We start from the raw sequence: 16,484 nt of genomic DNA, 5'->3' as shown, positions 1-16,484 counted from the left end.
AGGGATGACGAGTTTCGTTACTCCTTCACCGCGCCGGTCAGCGACGACACGTAGTAGTCGACGAACAGCGAATAGAACAGTGCGACCGGCAGCGAGCCGAGCAGGGAGCCGGCCATCAGCGCGCCCCACTGGTAGACGTCGCCGGTGATGAGCTCGGTCAGGATCGCGACCGGTACGGTCTTGTTGGCGCCGCTCTGGATGAAGGCGAGCGCATAGATGAATTCGTTCCAGGACAGCGTGAACGAGAAGATACCGGCCGAGATCAGCCCGGGCACCGCGAGCGGCAGCGTGATCCGCCACAGGATCTGCAGCCTGGTCGCGCCGTCGACCAGCGCGCATTCCTCGAGCTCGTAGGGAATCGATTTGAAATAGCCGATCAGGAGCCAGGTACAGAACGGCACCAGGAAGGTCGGGTAGACCAGAACCAGCGCCAGCGGCGAGTCGAACAGCCCGAACTGCACGATCACGGTCGCCAGTGGAATGAACAGGATCGACGGCGGCACCAGGTAGGCGAGGTAGATGCCGAGGCCGACATAGGGGCTGCCGCGGAAGCGCAGCCGCTCGATGGCGTAGGCCGCGAGGGTCGAGGCGAACAGCGACAGGACGGTCGAGCCGATCGCGACCAGCATCGTCGTCTTCAGCCAGCGCGGATAATCGGTGTCGAACAGCAGGTGCTTGACATGCGCGAGTGTCGGCGAGGTGATCCAGAACGGATTGTGCTCCTTGTAATTCAGGAGCTCCGCGTTCGGTTTGAACGAGGTGATCGTCATCCAGTAGAACGGGAACAGCAGGATCACGATGAAGCAGGCCAGCGGCAGATAGATCATCACCACGCGCCGGGCGCGGGAATCCCACGCCATCGGGTCGGGCGTGGCGCTGCGGGCATTGCCGGACTGCGCGGCTACGTCAGTCATTGGCTTCTCCCTGCTGCCATTTGCGGCGCGCGAGGCCGAAATAGGAGAACAGCGTCGCGAACACCAGGAAGGGGATCATCGACACCGCGATCGCAGCACCCTCGCCGAGCTCGCCGCCGGCGATGCCACGCTGGAACGCCAGTGTCGCGAGCAAATGGGTCGAGTTGACCGGGCCGCCGCGGGTGATGGCATAGACCAGCTGGAAGTCGGTGAAGGTGAAGATGATCGAGAAGGTCATTACGATCGCCAGGATCGGCATCATCATCGGGAACGTGATGTAGCGGAAGCGTTGCCAGGCGGTGGCGCCGTCGAGCATCGCGGCCTCATAGAGCGAGGGCGAGATGGTCTGCAGGCCCGCGAGCAGCGAGATCGCGACGAACGGGATGCCGCGCCAGATGTTGGCCGCGATCAGCGAGAACCGCGCAGGCCAGGGCGAGCCGAGGAAATCGACATTGGTCGAGCGCAAATGCAGCACATCGACCAGCAGATAGGAGATGATCGAGAACTGCGGATCGTAGATCCACCAGAATGCCAGCGCCGACAGCACGGTCGGCACGATCCACGGTAGCAGCACGATGGCGCGGACCAGGCTCTTGAACGGGAAATGGTTGTTGAGCAGCAGCGCCAGCCAGAAGCCGAGCGCGAATTTACCGAAGGTTGCGACCGCGGTGTAGAAGATCGAGTAGAACACCGCGTTCCACCACAGCTGGTCCTTGAGCAGGTACTGGAAATTCTCAAGGCCGATATAGATGCCGCGCTGGCCGATCGTGGTGTCGGTGAAGGCGAGCCAGATGCCGAGTCCGAGCGGATAGGTGAGGAACACCAGCAGCAGGCCGATCGCGGGTGTCAGGCACATCACGATCAGGAACGGCTTGTAGTCGAACACGCGCGCGATCCAGCCCTGCTGCCGGAGCGCCAGGGTGCGTGATGGGAGGGTCGTTACGGACATCGGATCCTTGCCCCGGTCTGACTTCCAATGTCGTTCCGGGGCGATGCAGCATCGAACCCGGAATCTCGAGATTCCGGGTTCGTCCTTCGGACGCCCCGGAATGACTGCGTCTCAATGTTCCGACCGCCGTTACCCGCGTTGCCGCCGGAAGTACCGCTTCGCCCGCTGCTCCGCTTCGGCCGCGGCCGCCTCCGGCGTCGCGGCGTCGGTGGCGACCGAGGCGCACATCTGCACCAGCACGTAGTCGGCGTTGACGGCGCCGGTCGCGGTCGAGATCGGTCCCTTGTAGCCGTTGTAGTAGGGGCTCTTCATGGTGTCCTTGAAGATCGCGACCTTGGAGTCGCCCGACCAGACCGCAGCGTCGGCATAGGCCGCGAGCGGCTGCGCCCAGTACCCCGAGTTGGCATTGAGCCACGGCTCATACTGTTCCTTCTCCAGCATGAACTGCAGGAACGCCTTTGCGGCGTTGGGGTAGGGGCTGTGCTTGAAGACCATCGCGTTCAGGGTCAGGCCCGACATCGGATAGGTCGAAGCCAGGCCCTTGGGCAGGAACTGGTGCTCGGTGTCGTCGGCGATCGCCTTGGTGGCGGGATCGTTCTTCAGCGAGAAGTACAGCGAGACGCCATTGGCGGTCAGGCCGATCTCCTGCGACGAGTAGGCGCGGTTGTTGGAGACGTCGTTCCAGGACGGCGTGCCGGCGATGAAGGTCGGATACAGCTCCTTCAGGTATTTCAGCGCCGCGATCGTCTCCTTGCTGTTGATGGTGATGTTGCCTTCCTCATCGAGCAAGGCGGCATTGTGCGACCACAGCAGCCAGCTGGCGAAGCCGTTGCCGTCGCCGACCGCGTTGCCGAGCGCGAAGCCTGCGGGCTTGCCGGCTGCCTTCAGTTTCTTGCACAGTTCGAGGATGCCGGCATGGTCATCCGGCACCCGGTCGAAGCCGGCCGCATTGACCAGCGACTTGCGGTAGACCAGTGGTCCGCCGGACGCGCCGAACGGCAGGCCGATCCAGGTATTGGACTTGGCGCGCTTGCCGTAGGTCTGCGCCAGCGCCAGCCAGCCGCCATAGCGCTTGCCGAGATAGTCGGCAACGTCGGTGAGGTCGATCAGCTTGTCGACATAGATGTGCGGCGCGTCGCCGAAGCCGATGATGATATCCGGACCGGCACCGGAGTTCGAAGTCACAGCCGTCTGCTGGTTGATGTCCTCCCAGCCGACGAAGTCGACCTTGACCTCGACGCCGGTCTTGTCGGTGAACTTCTTGGCATTGGCGCGGAACACGTCTTCATCGGTCTGCACGAAGCGCACCGGGCGCAGCATGCGCAAGCTCGCGCCCTTTTCGATCGGCAGCGACGGCGCCGCGACGTCTGTGGCCTTCACCCTCGATGCATCCTGCGCGCTGGCCCCGGTCGCGGCGAGCGCCGCCGCGGAAACCCCAAGCGCCAAGGCGTCACGGCGCGTGATCTCGGTTGTCATGTCGTTCGCTCTCCCTGTTCTTTTTTGTTCTATTGTTCTTGTTCTTCCCGGCGTTGGCCGCCGGTGAAGCGTCGCATTGGTCCCGGCGCTAAGGAAAGTTCGTGGCCCCCCATTGCATGCGGTACCAGCCCTTCGTGAAGCAGGCGCCGCCTAGCTGTTCGGACCGCGATCCATGCTGACCGGCTGCCAGCGTCGCAGCGCGGTGGATTGCAGCACCGAAGGATTGACGCAGCTTACCGGCCACATGCCTTGCAGCACCAGTGACAATTCGTAGCCCACCCGGCGCTTGCGCGCTTCGTCGAAACGTGCCGAGGCCGACGCGACATGCGCGGTCAAGGTAACATTGTCCATCCCGAGCATCGGGTTGTTGTGCGATGGTGGTTCCTTTTCCAGCACGTCGAGCGCGGCATGCGCGATCCAGCCGTCCTGCAGCGCCTTGATCAGCGCCTCCTCGTCGACAGTGGCGCCGCGCCCGGTGTTGATGAAAACAGCCGATTTTTTCATCTGACGGAAATGCTTCTCGGTCAGCATGTGATGCACTTCGGGTCGCGCCGGGGCATGCATCGAGACGAAATCCGATTGCGACAGCACCTCCGACAGCGTCGCCGGCATCACGCCGTGGTCGTACATCAGCGTTTCCTGGATGAACGGATCGTAGGCCATCATGCGCAGGCCGAACGGGGCGGCGCGCTTCGCCACCGCGCGCGCGACCCGGCCGAACGAGATGAAGCCGAGCGTCTGTCCCATCAGGCGTGGGATCTTCAGGAGTGCCGGGCGGCCCTCGGCCCAGCGGCCGCTGCGCACCATCTTGTCCTGCTCGACCAGGCGACGGAAGCCTGCGAGCAGCAGCATCATGGCGTGGTCGGCGACCTCCTCGATGAAGGTGTCGGGAATGTTGGTGACGGGGATGCCGCGGGCGGTCGCAGCCTTGACGTCGACCGAGTCGACCCCGACGCTGCCGAGCGTAATCACCTTGCAGTTCTCCAGCGCGTCGATGATCGTCTTCGTGATCGGCATGCCCTTGGCGTAGATCGCGTCCGCCGTCTTCGCGGCGGCGATGAACTCGGCTTCGTTGGCCGGCGCCTCGATGATCTCGGCGCCAACAGGGTCGAGCGCCTCCCTTTCATAGTCGTAGCCGCCGCCGGCGACGGTGAAGCTTGCGCCCTTCGGTGTGACCACTCTGAATTTCGCCATTGGCTGCTCCCGATATTTGCTCTGTTTTTGTTTGTTGCTGTTCGAGTCTTGTTGTTCCGGCCCGGGCTCAACCCGCCGCCACATATTCTTCTACGCGACCTGCGCTGCTCTCTCCACAATCGCTGGTTGGTGCATCGCTTGATCCTCCGGGCTTCTACGGGGAACCAGCGTAACCATCGGGTAAAGGTCTCACGTTACCGTGAGGGTCATCAAAATCTTGAATGTCATCAAATTCTCCTATCGCGCCGCGTCCCCACCTCGTCCGGAGATCCCTGTGAAGCTGTCAAATCTGAAGATTACCCCCAAGCTCGGCATCTTGGTGGGGGTGACCCTCGTTGGCCTGTGTGCCGCCGGCGTCCTCGCGATCAATCTGATCCAGCGCGAGATGACGAATGCGCGCGTCGACCAGGTCAAGGCGATGGTCGAGATGGTCAAGAACTACGCGGGGAGCCTGAAGAAGGACGTCGACGCCGGAAAGATCACCAAGGAGGCGGCGCTCGCCGAGCTCGGCAAGCGCGCCAACGCGATGACCTACGACAACGGCTCGGGTTATATTTTCGGCACGTCCTATGACGGCACCACCCTGATGGCGCCCGATCCGAAGCAGGTCGGCACCAACCGGATGGAGGTCGTGACCAACGGCCGCAAGCTGTCCTGGGAGTTGATGAACGGCGTCAAGGCCAATGGCGATATCCTGCTGTTCTATGAATATGTGAAGCCCGGCCAGGAGACGCCGATCCGCAAGATCGGCTATGCCGTCGCGGTGCCCGGCTTCGACATGTATCTCGGCACCGGCGCCTATCTCGAGGACATCGACGCAAAGATGCGGCCGATCGCCTGGCTGCTTGGCCTTGCCATCCTCGGCATCGGCATCATCTCCGGCTCGGTCGCCTGGCTGATCGGCCGCAGCATCTCCCGCCCGCTCAATCTGCTCGGCGCCCGCATGCGCGACATCGCCGACGGCAAGCTCGACGGCGCAATTCCGGGCGTCGGCCGCGGCGACGAGGTCGGCGCGATGGCCGCCACGGTACAGGTCTTCCAGGACAACGCAGTGAAGATCCGCGATCTCGAGCAGGCCGAGTCCGCAACCCAGGCCCGCGCCACCACCGAGCGCCGCAGCGCGATGGAGAACATCGCAAGCGATTTCGAGCGCAGCGTGAACGGCATCGTCCGCTCGGTCGCCTCCGCCGCCGCCGGCATGCAGACCACCGCGCAGTCGATGACCGCGACCGCAAGCGACGCCAGCGCGCGCGCCGCGACGGTCGGCGCGGCCTCCGACAGCGCCTCCAACAATGTCGGCACGGTTGCCGCCGCGGCCGAGGAGCTCTCCTCATCGGTGGCCGAGATCGCCCGCCAGGTGGCGCGCTCGAGCGAGGTCGCCAGCAAGGCGGTGGCCGATGCCGAACGCACCAACGCGACCGTGCAGGCGCTCTCCACCGGCGCCGAGAAGATCGGCGAGGTGGTCAAGCTGATCCATTCGATCGCCGCGCAGACCAACCTGCTCGCGCTCAACGCCACCATCGAGGCGGCGCGCGCCGGCGAATCCGGGCGCGGCTTCGCGGTGGTCGCATCCGAGGTGAAGGCGCTGGCCAACCAGACCGCAAAGGCGACCGAGGAGATCTCGGCGCAGGTCGCGGCGATGCAGGCCTCCACCGGCGAGGCGGTGACCTCGATTGGCGGCATCACCGAGACGATCGCGCAGATGAGCGAGATCACCTCGTCGATCTCGACCGCGATCGACCAGCAGGGCGATGCGACGCGCGAGATCGCGCGCAACATCCAGCAGGTCGCTGCCGGCTCGAGCGAGATCTCGGCCCATATCGGCGGCGTCACCACCGCCGCCGCCGCCACCGGCACCGCGGCGAGCGACGTGCTGTCGAACGCCCGCGAGCTCGACACCCAGTCGGGCATGCTGCGCAACGCAGTCGACGAGTTCCTGCAGAAGGTGCGCGCGGCGTAAGCGTTATTCGTGAATTGAGGTTGCGGCGATGCCCGGGCTTGTCCCGGGCATTCGTGCTTCTGGATCTACCCCTTCGCCGATCCCTGCCGCGAGGCGATCACGACGCCGGCGAGCACCAGCGCGTAGCCGATCAGATGAAACGGCGCGAGGGTCTCGCCGAGCAGGAGGATCGCCATCGCCGAGCCGAATACCGGCACCAGGTGGAAGAACGGCGCGGCCCGGTTCGGGCCGATCAGCGCGACGCCGCGGTTGAAGAACAGATAGGCGAGCGTCGAGGGGAAGATCAGCACATAGACCAGCGTCGAGATCGTCAGCAGGTCGAACTTCAGCGTCGCGCCGGCGAGGAATTCCCAGATCGCGGCCGGCAGCAGCATCAGCGCACCGCAGCAGGTGGTGAACGAGATCAGCGAGAGCTGGTGGATCTTCGGCCGGCGCGGGATCAGCGCCGAATAGAGCCCGAACGACACCAGCGAGGCGCCGAACATGATGTCGCCCCGGTTGAAGGAGATGCTGGCGAGCGCGGAGAAATCGCCGCGCAGGATGATGGTGAGCACGCCCGCCAGCGAGATCGCGATCCCGGCAAGCTGTGCCGGTGTCAGCCGCACGCCGAACAGCACCAGCGACCACAGCGCCACGAACAGCGGGCCGGCCGACTGGATCAGGAGCGCGTTCAGCGCCTCGGTATACTGCATCGCCCAGTAGGAGATCGCGTTGTTGAACGCAAATCCGACCGCGGACAGCAGCAGCATCAGCGGCAGCGCGCCGCGCAGCTTCGGCCAGTCCTGCTTCAGATGCGGCCAGGCGAACGGCAACAGGATCAGGAAGACGCCGAACCAGCGGATCGTGGTCAGCGTGATCGGCGGCACGTGGCTGCCGACATGCCGCGCCAGCACGATATTGGCGGCCCAGAACAGCGAGGTCAGGCTGAGCAGCAGGTAGGGCTGGTTGTTGAGCCAGTGCAGCGGCGAGCGATGCGTGGGTGCGGCAGGTGCAGGCAGGGCGCGGTCGGTCATTATTGCGCGATGTTGCGCCCGAATCTGTCGCGGCGACAAGACGAAAGAGCGGATTGGAGCCATGCGCGCCGTCACAACCACCGCAGTCGTCAGACCCGCGCCGTGCGTATCCGCCTATTTCTGCGGCCCGGACAGCGAGATGTCGCGCTCGGCGCGGAACACGTTGCCGTAGAGATTGGCGATCCATTGCCGGCCGCTGGAGGTGATGTTGAGATGGCGGATCGCCTTCTGCACATGCGGCGCGACGCTGTTCCAGTAGAACTGGGGATAGAGGTTGACGATGTCGGCCGGCGACCCGTAGCCGAGCTGGCGGTTGAGCCCGGCCTCCTCGAATTCGTGGTACAGCGCGTTGGCCTTGCGGATGTAGTGGGGATCGCCGAGCTGGCCGATCAGGTCGGCGGCGCGCAGCAATGCGGCCTCGTCACTGAATTCCCCGCTCCCGCCCGGGATGCTGTCCGGAAAGCGCGTGCCTTCGATGGCCTCGGCGATCCGGCTCTTGTCGAGCTGGGCGATGCCCTTGATGCGCTCCATCACGAACATCTTGGAGCGGTCGACGTGATAGGGCAGCAGGCCGGCATCCGACGAGCCGCGCGGCAGCGCGACCTTGCGGCCATCGGCACTGATCAGATAGCCGCTGTCCTTGTCGTCGGCCTCGAACACGCCGCGCACATAGCCGATGTCGTGCGTCAGGCAGGCGATGATGACATGGGCGTAGTCTTCCGCGGTCATGTGCGCGTGCAGGGCGCGGCCGCGCAGGATGTCGTGGCCGGCGAGCGTCACCAGCATGGTGTGCTCGACATTGTGATACAGCGCGTCGCTGTTGCCGATGCATTCGATCGCGATCCGCGCGATCGAGGGCACGGTTTCGACCAGCTGGGACTGCGTACCGAACCGGCGCTGCATGTAGTCGCCGAGAAACCTGCCGAGCGCATCGGCCGCAAGTTCGGGAAGGGTCATCACGGCCTTGACCTCCGACGTCGCGGGGAGGCCTGCAAGCGCCAGGCCGGAGCGCCACTTCAGGGTAACGCTGCCATGTGACATGATCTTTGCGGCCGAACCGCGGCCTCAATGCACCGGCAGGGAGCCAAGGATGGGCGTCGATCTCCTGAATGTCAAAGGCCTGAGCGGGCTCGACCGCGCGGCGCCGGTCGTGATGGTCAATCTGATGCGGTTTCGCGCGCGGTCGCTCGACGGCGACGGCTCGGGCTGGGATGCGTATGTGCGCTACAGCGCGCTGACCGTCCCCATGATCAAGGCGCGCGGCGGCACGCTGCTGTGGACCGGCAACGCCGAGACGGTCGCGCTCGGCGAAGCCGACGGCCAGCAATGGGACTACATCGCGCTGGTCCACTACCCGAGCGTCAATGCCTTCATCGATATGATGACATCGGCGGACTACGAGAATCTCTGCGACCCGCATCGCCGCAATGGCTGCGAACGGCACGTCATCATCGCGACGCGCGAGGCGTACAGCAAGCTCAAGCTCGGGTAGCCGTCGAGCAGAGCTCGCGCACCGTCATTGCGAGCGAAGCGATGCGCGATGGCCTCAATCTGGACGGTCTGACAGCGGTTCGATCGCCGCGCGGCAGGCGGCCTGGACCACGCGGCACACGTCATCCCTTGATCGCCCCGGGCTCAGCGCGGCATAGGTCGGGTAGCCCGTCAGCGCGAAGATCAGATCGACCGCGTCCTTGCGTGCGTGAGCCGAGGCGGTCTTCGCGGCGAGGCGATCGATCAGCACGGTGAGGCTCTTGCGGCGGCGCTCGTTGCGTTCGCGCACGGCCTCGGCGAATTCGGGATCGGTCGCCATCGCGTCGTTGAGCCGGCCGACCGCGGCGTCCCCGCTCCAGAATGCACAGAAAATCTCGGCCAGGCGATCGAGCGCGGCGCGCGGGTCGCCCATCGTCATGATGTCGGCGAGCCGATGCAGCCCGCCGGACCTCCCGATCTCGTCGAACACGGCTTCCAGCAGCCCGCGCCGCGAGCCGAACTGGTTGTAGACGGTCAGCCGCGTCACGCCCGCCGCCTTCGCCACCGAGTCCAGCGAGAAGCGGGCGATGCTCTCGCCTTCGCGCAAGGCCTGCGAGGCGGCCGCGATCACGCGCTCGCGGGTCTCGGCGGCGGCGGCACTGCGCGCCGGGCTCACATAGCTGCGCGGCGGCATCGGCTTGCCTTGCTTTCGTCAAATTGAATATACATTATGTATATCTAATCTCAAGAATCCGGAGCGACATCATGCAGGCCGCCCTCATCATAGCCCTGTCCCTGCACGTCCTGTCAGCGGTGTTTTGGGCCGGCTCGAGTTTCACGCTGGCGCGCACCGGCGGCCTTGGCGGCGAAAAGCTGCTGGTCCCGCAGCTCGGGGCGGCCACGGTCGCGATCGTGACCGGCGCCACCCTCTGGCACCTCGTCCATGAGGGCTCGTTCGCCCTGTCGGAGCAGATCCTGGCCGCCGGTGCCGGCGCCGCGCTGCTCGCAATCGCGGTGCAGATCATCGTCGGCGGCGGTGCCGTCAGGCAACTCCGCAACGACGCAGCCGACGCGTCAGCCGCGCGTTCGCGGCTCGCGGCGGCCCAGCGCGTCGCCGCCGGGCTGCTTGCGATCACCGCGCTCTGCATGGGCGCGTCGCGCTATGCGTAATGCCGTCAGAATTTCCGCACCAGCTCCGGCGTGATCTCCCTGAGGCTGCGGATACCCAGCAGTGCGAGATCGCGGTCGATCTCGGCATGCAACAGCGAGATCGCGCGCGCCACTCCTGGCTCGCCGGCGACGACGGCGGCGTAGAGGAAGGGGCGGCCGATGAAGACGAAGTCGGCGCCGAGCGCGAGCGCCTTGATTACGTCGGTGCCGCGGCGGATGCCGCCGTCCATCATCACGGTCATGCCGCCCTTTTGCGCCGCGATCTCCGGCAGGGTGCGCATTGCGGAAACGGTGTAGTCGAGCTGGCGGCCACCATGGTTTGAGACGATGACGCCGTCGCAGCCGTGTTCGCGCGCCATCCGCGCGTCCTCCGGCGAGATCAGCCCCTTGACCACGAGCTTGCCGGGCCAGCGCCTGCGGATCAGTTCGACGTGCCTCCACGCGAGCTGGTCGCGGTTGCCGATGTTGCGCATCAGATTCTTCGACAGCACCGGCGGGCCCTGCTTGCTGTCCATGTTCTCGAAATGCGGCATGCCGTGATTCAATACCGTGCGTGCCCAGGTGTTCAGCAGCCAGTCGGGATGGGTGACGGTGTCCCAGAACACAAGCGGCGTGATCGCGAGCGGCACCTGGAAGCCGTTGCGGATGTTATTCTCGCGGTTCGGCGGCACCGGCACGTCGGCGGTGACCACGAAGGTGTCGTAGCCCGCGGCCGCGACGCGATCGATCAGCGGCTCTATGCGCGCATCGACGCCGGCGAGATAGGCCTGGTACCAGGCTTGCGGATTGGCGGCGCGGACGTCCTCGAGGGTGATCAGCGACGATGCCGACAGGATCATCGGGACATTGGCCGCGGCCGCCGCTTGCGCGAGTACGATGTCGCCGCGATAGGCGCACAGCGCTGACGAGCCCATGGGCGGAATGCCGAACGGCGAGGCGTAGGTCCTGCCGAACAGCGTCGTGGTCTGGTCGCGGCCGGAGACGTCCATCAGCACCCGCGGCACGAAGCCGTATTCGTCGAAGGCACGGCGGTTGTCGGTCCGCGCCATGTCGGTCTCGGCACCGCCCGAAATGTAGCCGTACAGGAATTTCGGCAACAGTCGCCGCGCCTGAAGCTCGAAATCGTCGAGCGTGAGATAGCGGCGCAGGCGCCTCGGCACCGAGCTTGTGGCGCGGGTCACGGTGGCGGGAGGCGGGGAGGGCGCGGCGGAGCGGTCGTGCACGTCAGGCGTTTCCGTTGTTCTTGCTGTCAGGGCCTACGTTAGCGCCTGCCGCCGGGCCCGACAATTTTCTCATTGAAAGCGTTGACGGACTGGCTGACGTCATTGAGCGTCTTGCGGGTGTCGGCGATGAACACGCCGGACTTCTTGTCGAAACTCTGGATCAATTCACGCAGCGAGATCACGGTCGGCAGCAATTGCCCGCCGTATTTGTCGCTGCCGAGACTGTTCAGGTACCTGTCGGTCGCGGTGATCTTGTCGTCGACCGCATTGACGCCGGCCTCGGCGGCGTCGATGAAACCGGCGACCAGCTCGCCATTGCCCGACAGCGAGTTGGTGAAGTTCTCAAAGCCGCGCAGCGTGTCCTTGATCTCACCCTCGTTCTCGGTGATGGCGCGGTCGACATTGCGCAGTGCGTTGCGCAGCTTCTCCGACACGCCCATGGTGCCTTCGGGATCGGCGGTCAGTTCAGGAACGCCATCGGTGCCGAGCGGCGGCGGCGACGCGTCGTCGGTGCCGCCGGTGAAGGAGATCGCGGCGATCCCGGTCAGGCCCTGGAATTCGAGCCCGACCTGGGTGTCCTTCCTGATCGGCGTATTGCCCTCGATCCTGGTCATCGCGACCACGCGGTGACGAAGCAGTCTGAGCGACACCACTTCGCCGACGCGCACGCCGGCGAAGTTCACGCTGGCACCGCGGCGCAGGCCCGAGGCCGAGCCCTCGAAGATGACGCGGAACGGCACCATGCGCTTGATGCCGGCATAGCGCTGATAGCCGAGCCAGCCGCCGAGCGACCCCGCGATCAGGGCCAGCGTCACCGTGCCGATCATCACATTGCTGGCGCGTGCCATAAGTCCTGGATCCGTTCGCGAAGCAGGTCGTCAAGATAGAGGATTTGCAGCGCTTCGTCACCGCACCGTCGCTTACCTCGTCCCGCGCCTGCGGGGAGAGGTCAGATCGCATCGAAGATGCGATCCGGGTGTCTCCGCGAGCTCTTCTATCAGCGTTGTGTGCGGAACCAGCCCCTCACCCTGACCCTCTCCCCGTAAGAACGGGGAGAGGGGAAGACGATGGATCAGGCCGCCTGCTTCCGCGACGCCGCAAACACGCCCGCCAGCACCAGCGCGAAGCCGATGAAGTGGAAGGCTTGCGGATTCTCGCCGAGGAACACCATCGACATCACGGTGCCGAACACCGGAACCACGTGGAAGAACGGCGCGGCGCGATTGGCGCCGATCAGCTGGATTCCGCGGTTGAAACAGAGATACGCCACTGTCGAGGGGAAAACCGCGACATAGAACAGTGAGAGCAGGTTACCGGTCGTCAGTTGCATCACCGGGCGCGCATGGAGTTCCCAGACGAAGAACGGCACCAGCGACAGCGCGCCGCAGCCGAAGGTGAAGCTGGCGACCGAGAGGCCGTGGATGTTGGGCCGCTTCAGCGTCAGCACCGAATAGAGCGCGAAGATGATCAGCGCGACGATGAAGATCAGATCGCCCTTGTTGAACTCGATCTTCGACAGCGTCGTGACGTCGCCATGCAGCAGGATCACCAGCACGCCACAGAGCGACAGCAGCACGCCCAGCGCCTGCGCCACCGTCAGCCGAACGCCGAGCAGGATCAGCGACCACACCGCGACCACCAGCGGCGCGGCGGATTGCAGTAGTAGCGTGTTCAGCGCCTGGGTGTGCTCGAGCGCCCAGTATTGCAGCGTGTTGAAGGCGCCAATGCCTGATATCGAGAGCAGCACCATGATGCCGAGATTGTTGCGGATCGTCCCCCAGTCACGCTTGAGGTGCTGCCAGGCGAACGGAAGGATGATCAGGAAGGCCGCCGACCAGCGCATGAACGACAGCGTCACCGGCGGAATGTGGCCGGCGGCGAGCCGGCCGACGATCGCATTCCCGGCCCAGCACATCGCGGTGATGCAGAGCAGTATGTACGGCTGGTTGACGATCCAGGAGGCGGACGCAGGCGTTGAGGCGGATTCGGAAGCAGACATTCGCAGGCCGGATTCTTGACGCCGCGGCTCGCCCGGCGCGCAATTGCCGGGCCGGAATAAACCCGGCCCCATATCAGAGACACGGATTCCGACGCGCTATCAATGGCGGTAATGCATCGCGACCATGCGCCAGGCCGCTCTTGCGGATCGGGCAGGGGTTTGCGCAACGGAACCATTCGCGCGGACACGACGCTTCGGATGGTGGAACAAGGCAGCCGGTCTTTCTCGACCAAGGCCCGTCGGCGTCCAGGGCTTCGTGCGACGTGGATCCCGGTTCGCGTGACGACAATGCGTCAAGACAAGAATCCAGAGCTCCGCTCCGCTTCCCTCGGAACGGAGATAGCTCTAGCCGGCCTCGGGCGGCGCGGCCTGGCGCTTGACGATCTGCTCGGCGAGCTCGACCAGGACACGCCTGGCATCGGGATTCTGTACCTCGCGAAACACCCGCATCATGCGCAATTCGAGCAAGGACTGCAGCGATTGGGACGCCTGGATCCTCGCCCGCGCACGTGCCGCCGGGGCGGCCTGCGGGTTGGCGACGTCCGCGGCGATCCCGAGCACCTCGGCCAGCGTCGCCAGGCGGCCGCCGTCGATCTTGGCGGACTCGCTGGCGCCGTCGACGGTCCGGGCTGAATTCGTGCGCAGCACCGCGGCAAGATCGGCCTGCGAAAGGCCGATCGCGAGCCACCGCGCCTGCACTTGTTGCTCGATGTGTTCGTCCTGCGAGGTGCTCATGGTGCGCTCAGGCGGTCTCCATCAGGCGATCCTGGAACGTGGCTCCTTGACGAAGCCGGCGAACAGATTGACGAGCGGCTCGCCCTTGTAGGACTTCTGCAGATCGTCAGGATGAACGAACTCGTCCCGGAACCAGGGATATTTGCGGCCGTCGAAGGCCTGGATCGTCCAGTCGATCAGCTGTCTTACGCGCGGGATGCGCTTGGCGTCGGGATGATAGGCAAGCCAGATGTCGAGCGAGAATGTGATGTCGATATCGAGCGGGATCAAAGGTCCGGCGACCGCCGGAATGTAGGTCGGGAGCCAGCCGACGCCCGCGCCCTTGGCCACTGCCCAGACATGCGCACTCGAGACGTTGTTGCGCATTGCGACGAAGCCGACCGGATCGCGGCCCGCGTACTGCTCATACATCTGCGGCGCTCGGGTCTGGTCCGCATCCTGCAGGACGATGCGATGGTTTTGCCTGATGTCCTCCTGGTCCCTTGGCATGCCGTAGATCTCGATATAGGAGGGACTCACGAACGGCATCACATGCAGTCGCCCGATCTTGGCGCGCTTGAGGTCGGGCTTGTTCGGCTCTTCCAGCTGGACCGCCACGTCAGCCTCGAGCCGCAGCACGTCGGCGGAACGCATCTCGCATTTGAGGTCGACGAGCAGACCCGGGTAAGCGCGCTGGAATTCGATCAATCGCGGCGCAACCCAGAAGGTGCCGAGCCCTTCGGTGATGGCAAAGCGAACCTCGCCGGAGAGTGCGGGGGTGGTCTGGCTCAGTGCGCGGTCGAGCCCGAAAGCCGCCTCTTCCATCCGACGTGCCGCGTCCAGCACCTTCTGGCCTTCCGGCGTCAGGCGGATGCCGTCGACATGACGCGTGATCAGGGTTGTCTTGTATGCACTCTCCAACTGCAGAATGTGCTTGCGCAGGAAATTGGCCGAGGCGTTGAGTTCGAAAGCGGCTGCGCGGAAGCTACCGATCCGGGCGACTTCCAGGAAGATGCGGACCGAGTCCCACTGGCCGATCCGGCCGGTGTGTGCACGCTGGTGAACACCCCTGCGCTCAGGTGAGTGCATACAATTTGCCTCGTTTGCAGCCTTCTAGAGTATCGGGACCGTTAATTCTATTCATGGCAGAAACGGGTCGGATTCACAACCCACGAGAGACGATCGATGACGGCGCTCGACCTCGATTTCGTACGGAAAGCTGCCAGCAAGCGTCCTTCGCCCGTGCGCTCGCTGGACCGCATGACCATGCTGCAGTTGGCTCGTCGCACGGTGATTTTTACCGTGGACGCAGCCGGGATTGCCGCTCTGATGGATGCAGCTCGGCACGATCTCCCCGGGATCACTACCAACCGCATCGTCCAGAGCGTCGCCAATCACAATCCGGACGTGTTCTGGGCGATCGCGCGCCGGGATCACTATGACGTCGAAGCTCCGAGGGGGGAGGGCTTTCTCGCAGCGCTGCCGTTGACGCATGAGGGTACGCGGCGGCTCATCGACGGGACGCTCGACACCAAGAATCCCGATCTCGCCTGCATCGCGCGGCAGTCCGAGCGACCGGCCGGCATCTACGTCTGGTGCATTCACGCCAAGGGTTCGCTGGTCGCCGCGATCCCGCTGGTGCTGCAGAAATTCTCGGCCCCCCTCTATCAGGGCGTCAGCATCTATTCGCGTCCCATCACCAAGGAAGGCCTGCGCGTTCTGGAGCCGCTCGGCTTTTCGCCGGGCGCGCGCTACGACGGATTGTACACGCCGCATCTGCAGATGCTCGATCGCACGCACGAACTGCCGTTGCCTGTCGCGGCGGAACCGGTCGATCCGGTGTCGGTGCAGGTCGTCCGCTCGATGGATGAAATGGCGCGTGTGATGGCCATCCGCAGCGCGGTCTACATGGGCGAACAGCATTGCCCGTTCGAGGAGGAGTACGACGGCAACGACTTCTCGGCGACCCATCTGATCTGCCAGGTCGGCCGCGAGCCGGTCGGCTGCATGCGTATCCGTTACTTCGCTGATTTCGCCAAGCTGGAACGCCTTGCCGTGCGCAATGAAAGCCGCAATGCGGGGCTGGCCGGCCGCATCGTCGACGCCGCGATCGAACTGTGTCGCAAGAAGGGTTACAGCACCCTTTATGCGCACTCGCAAACACGCCTCCTGAGCTTCTGGGAGCGGCGAGGCTTCCAGCGGATGCCCGGCGCGCGGGAGTTCGTGTTCTCGGATTTCGACTATGTCGAGGTCAAGCTCGAGGTCGAGCGTCATCCGGCGCGGATCACGCTCGCTGAAGATCCGTATGTCCTGATTCGTCCCGAAGGCCAGTGGGACGTTCCCGGCATCCTCGAAAGGTCGTCGGTTCGCGGCACGGCGCCGCTGGCAAACGCAGGTTAATC

16 protein-coding genes are annotated in these 16,484 nt (G+C 64.9%); 4 read left to right on the top strand and 12 right to left on the bottom strand.

Annotated elements, in window-relative coordinates:
• Positions 1-17: 17 nt before the first annotated feature.
• The 4 genes from JQ586_RS23315 to JQ586_RS23300 all read right to left on the bottom strand — a co-directional run bounded on the left by JQ586_RS23315 (position 18) and on the right by JQ586_RS23300 (position 4,533).
• Positions 18-914, bottom strand: a complete 897-nt coding sequence (locus tag JQ586_RS23315; protein WP_212396952.1) for a carbohydrate ABC transporter permease — start codon at positions 912-914, stop codon at positions 18-20.
• Complete coding sequence (locus JQ586_RS23310) at positions 907-1,863, bottom strand: carbohydrate ABC transporter permease (RefSeq protein WP_212396951.1); 957 nt, start codon at positions 1,861-1,863, stop codon at positions 907-909. Before JQ586_RS23310 ends, JQ586_RS23315 begins: the two co-directional genes overlap by 8 nt.
• Before the next feature lie 129 nt (positions 1,864-1,992).
• A complete protein-coding gene (locus tag JQ586_RS23305; RefSeq protein ID WP_212396950.1) occupies positions 1,993-3,339 on the bottom strand; it encodes an ABC transporter substrate-binding protein in 1,347 nt (448 codons plus the stop codon).
• Positions 3,340-3,489: 150 nt separating this feature from the next.
• Positions 3,490-4,533, bottom strand: coding sequence for a C-terminal binding protein (locus JQ586_RS23300; RefSeq protein ID WP_212396949.1), 1,044 nt, complete (start codon positions 4,531-4,533; stop codon positions 3,490-3,492).
• Between the two features lie 274 nt (positions 4,534-4,807).
• Here JQ586_RS23300 and JQ586_RS23295 point away from each other — a divergent pair, with 274 nt between their 5' ends.
• Positions 4,808-6,493 (top strand): methyl-accepting chemotaxis protein, encoded by a 1,686-nt coding sequence (locus JQ586_RS23295; protein ID WP_212396948.1) that lies wholly within the window; start codon positions 4,808-4,810, stop codon positions 6,491-6,493.
• Positions 6,494-6,558: 65 nt separating this feature from the next.
• On the opposite strand, the gene JQ586_RS23290 is transcribed toward JQ586_RS23295, so the two are convergent.
• The gene (locus JQ586_RS23290; RefSeq protein WP_212396947.1) at positions 6,559-7,506 is read right to left on the bottom strand and encodes a DMT family transporter; all 948 of its coding nucleotides are present in this window, start codon (positions 7,504-7,506) and stop codon (positions 6,559-6,561) included.
• Positions 7,507-7,620: 114 nt separating this feature from the next.
• Complete coding sequence (locus JQ586_RS23285) at positions 7,621-8,466, bottom strand: metal-dependent phosphohydrolase (protein ID WP_212397010.1); 846 nt, start codon at positions 8,464-8,466, stop codon at positions 7,621-7,623.
• 130 nt (positions 8,467-8,596) lie between these two features.
• On the opposite strand from JQ586_RS23285, the gene JQ586_RS23280 reads away from it, so the two are divergent.
• Positions 8,597-8,998 (top strand): DUF1330 domain-containing protein, encoded by a 402-nt coding sequence (locus JQ586_RS23280; protein WP_212396946.1) that lies wholly within the window; start codon positions 8,597-8,599, stop codon positions 8,996-8,998.
• A 54-nt stretch (positions 8,999-9,052) separates the two neighbouring features.
• Here JQ586_RS23280 and JQ586_RS23275 read toward each other — a convergent pair whose 3' ends face one another.
• Positions 9,053-9,670 (bottom strand): TetR/AcrR family transcriptional regulator, encoded by a 618-nt coding sequence (locus tag JQ586_RS23275; protein WP_212396945.1) that lies wholly within the window; start codon positions 9,668-9,670, stop codon positions 9,053-9,055.
• 71 nt (positions 9,671-9,741) lie between these two features.
• On the opposite strand from JQ586_RS23275, the gene JQ586_RS23270 reads away from it, so the two are divergent.
• On the top strand, positions 9,742-10,146 hold the full coding sequence (locus JQ586_RS23270; protein ID WP_212396944.1) for a hypothetical protein: 405 nt from the start codon (positions 9,742-9,744) through the stop codon (positions 10,144-10,146).
• A 5-nt stretch (positions 10,147-10,151) separates the two neighbouring features.
• On the opposite strand, the gene JQ586_RS23265 is transcribed toward JQ586_RS23270, so the two are convergent.
• The 5 genes from JQ586_RS23265 to JQ586_RS23245 all read right to left on the bottom strand — a co-directional run bounded on the left by JQ586_RS23265 (position 10,152) and on the right by JQ586_RS23245 (position 15,171).
• Positions 10,152-11,306, bottom strand: coding sequence for an alpha-hydroxy acid oxidase (locus JQ586_RS23265; protein WP_212397009.1), 1,155 nt, complete (start codon positions 11,304-11,306; stop codon positions 10,152-10,154).
• 101 nt (positions 11,307-11,407) lie between these two features.
• Positions 11,408-12,217, bottom strand: a complete 810-nt coding sequence (locus tag JQ586_RS23260) for an MlaD family protein (RefSeq protein WP_212396943.1) — start codon at positions 12,215-12,217, stop codon at positions 11,408-11,410.
• Positions 12,218-12,441: 224 nt separating this feature from the next.
• A complete protein-coding gene (locus JQ586_RS23255) occupies positions 12,442-13,368 on the bottom strand; it encodes a DMT family transporter (RefSeq protein WP_212396942.1) in 927 nt (308 codons plus the stop codon).
• A gap of 345 nt (positions 13,369-13,713) precedes the next feature.
• Positions 13,714-14,103: a hypothetical protein gene (locus JQ586_RS23250; protein WP_212396941.1), complete on the bottom strand. Its 390-nt coding sequence runs from the start codon at positions 14,101-14,103 to the stop codon at positions 13,714-13,716.
• Between the two features lie 21 nt (positions 14,104-14,124).
• Positions 14,125-15,171 carry a LysR family transcriptional regulator gene (locus JQ586_RS23245; protein WP_212396940.1) on the bottom strand — a complete coding sequence of 349 codons (1,047 nt, stop codon included), beginning with the start codon at positions 15,169-15,171 and terminating at the stop codon, positions 14,125-14,127.
• A 96-nt stretch (positions 15,172-15,267) separates the two neighbouring features.
• Here JQ586_RS23245 and JQ586_RS23240 point away from each other — a divergent pair, with 96 nt between their 5' ends.
• Positions 15,268-16,482 (top strand): GNAT family N-acetyltransferase, encoded by a 1,215-nt coding sequence (locus JQ586_RS23240; protein WP_212396939.1) that lies wholly within the window; start codon positions 15,268-15,270, stop codon positions 16,480-16,482.
• Positions 16,483-16,484 lie beyond the last annotated feature (2 nt).

This window comes from Bradyrhizobium jicamae (assembly GCF_018130215.1).
GTDB classification, from domain to species: Bacteria; Pseudomonadota; Alphaproteobacteria; order Rhizobiales; family Xanthobacteraceae; genus Bradyrhizobium; species Bradyrhizobium jicamae_A.
This window is presented reverse-complemented; position numbering and strand designations above follow the sequence as displayed.

Coding starts and splice junctions, on each gene's coding strand:
- JQ586_RS23315 (WP_212396952.1), bottom strand. CDS start 914: ATGACTGACGTAGCCGCGCAGTCCGGCAATGCCCGCAGCGCCACGCCC.
- JQ586_RS23310 (WP_212396951.1), bottom strand. CDS start 1,863: ATGTCCGTAACGACCCTCCCATCACGCACCCTGGCGCTCCGGCAGCAG.
- JQ586_RS23305 (WP_212396950.1), bottom strand. CDS start 3,339: ATGACAACCGAGATCACGCGCCGTGACGCCTTGGCGCTTGGGGTTTCC.
- JQ586_RS23300 (WP_212396949.1), bottom strand. CDS start 4,533: ATGGCGAAATTCAGAGTGGTCACACCGAAGGGCGCAAGCTTCACCGTC.
- JQ586_RS23290 (WP_212396947.1), bottom strand. CDS start 7,506: ATGACCGACCGCGCCCTGCCTGCACCTGCCGCACCCACGCATCGCTCG.
- JQ586_RS23280 (WP_212396946.1), top strand. CDS start 8,597: ATGGGCGTCGATCTCCTGAATGTCAAAGGCCTGAGCGGGCTCGACCGC.
- JQ586_RS23275 (WP_212396945.1), bottom strand. CDS start 9,670: ATGCCGCCGCGCAGCTATGTGAGCCCGGCGCGCAGTGCCGCCGCCGCC.
- JQ586_RS23270 (WP_212396944.1), top strand. CDS start 9,742: ATGCAGGCCGCCCTCATCATAGCCCTGTCCCTGCACGTCCTGTCAGCG.
- JQ586_RS23260 (WP_212396943.1), bottom strand. CDS start 12,217: ATGGCACGCGCCAGCAATGTGATGATCGGCACGGTGACGCTGGCCCTG.
- JQ586_RS23255 (WP_212396942.1), bottom strand. CDS start 13,368: ATGTCTGCTTCCGAATCCGCCTCAACGCCTGCGTCCGCCTCCTGGATC.
- JQ586_RS23250 (WP_212396941.1), bottom strand. CDS start 14,103: ATGAGCACCTCGCAGGACGAACACATCGAGCAACAAGTGCAGGCGCGG.
- JQ586_RS23245 (WP_212396940.1), bottom strand. CDS start 15,171: ATGCACTCACCTGAGCGCAGGGGTGTTCACCAGCGTGCACACACCGGC.
- JQ586_RS23240 (WP_212396939.1), top strand. CDS start 15,268: ATGACGGCGCTCGACCTCGATTTCGTACGGAAAGCTGCCAGCAAGCGT.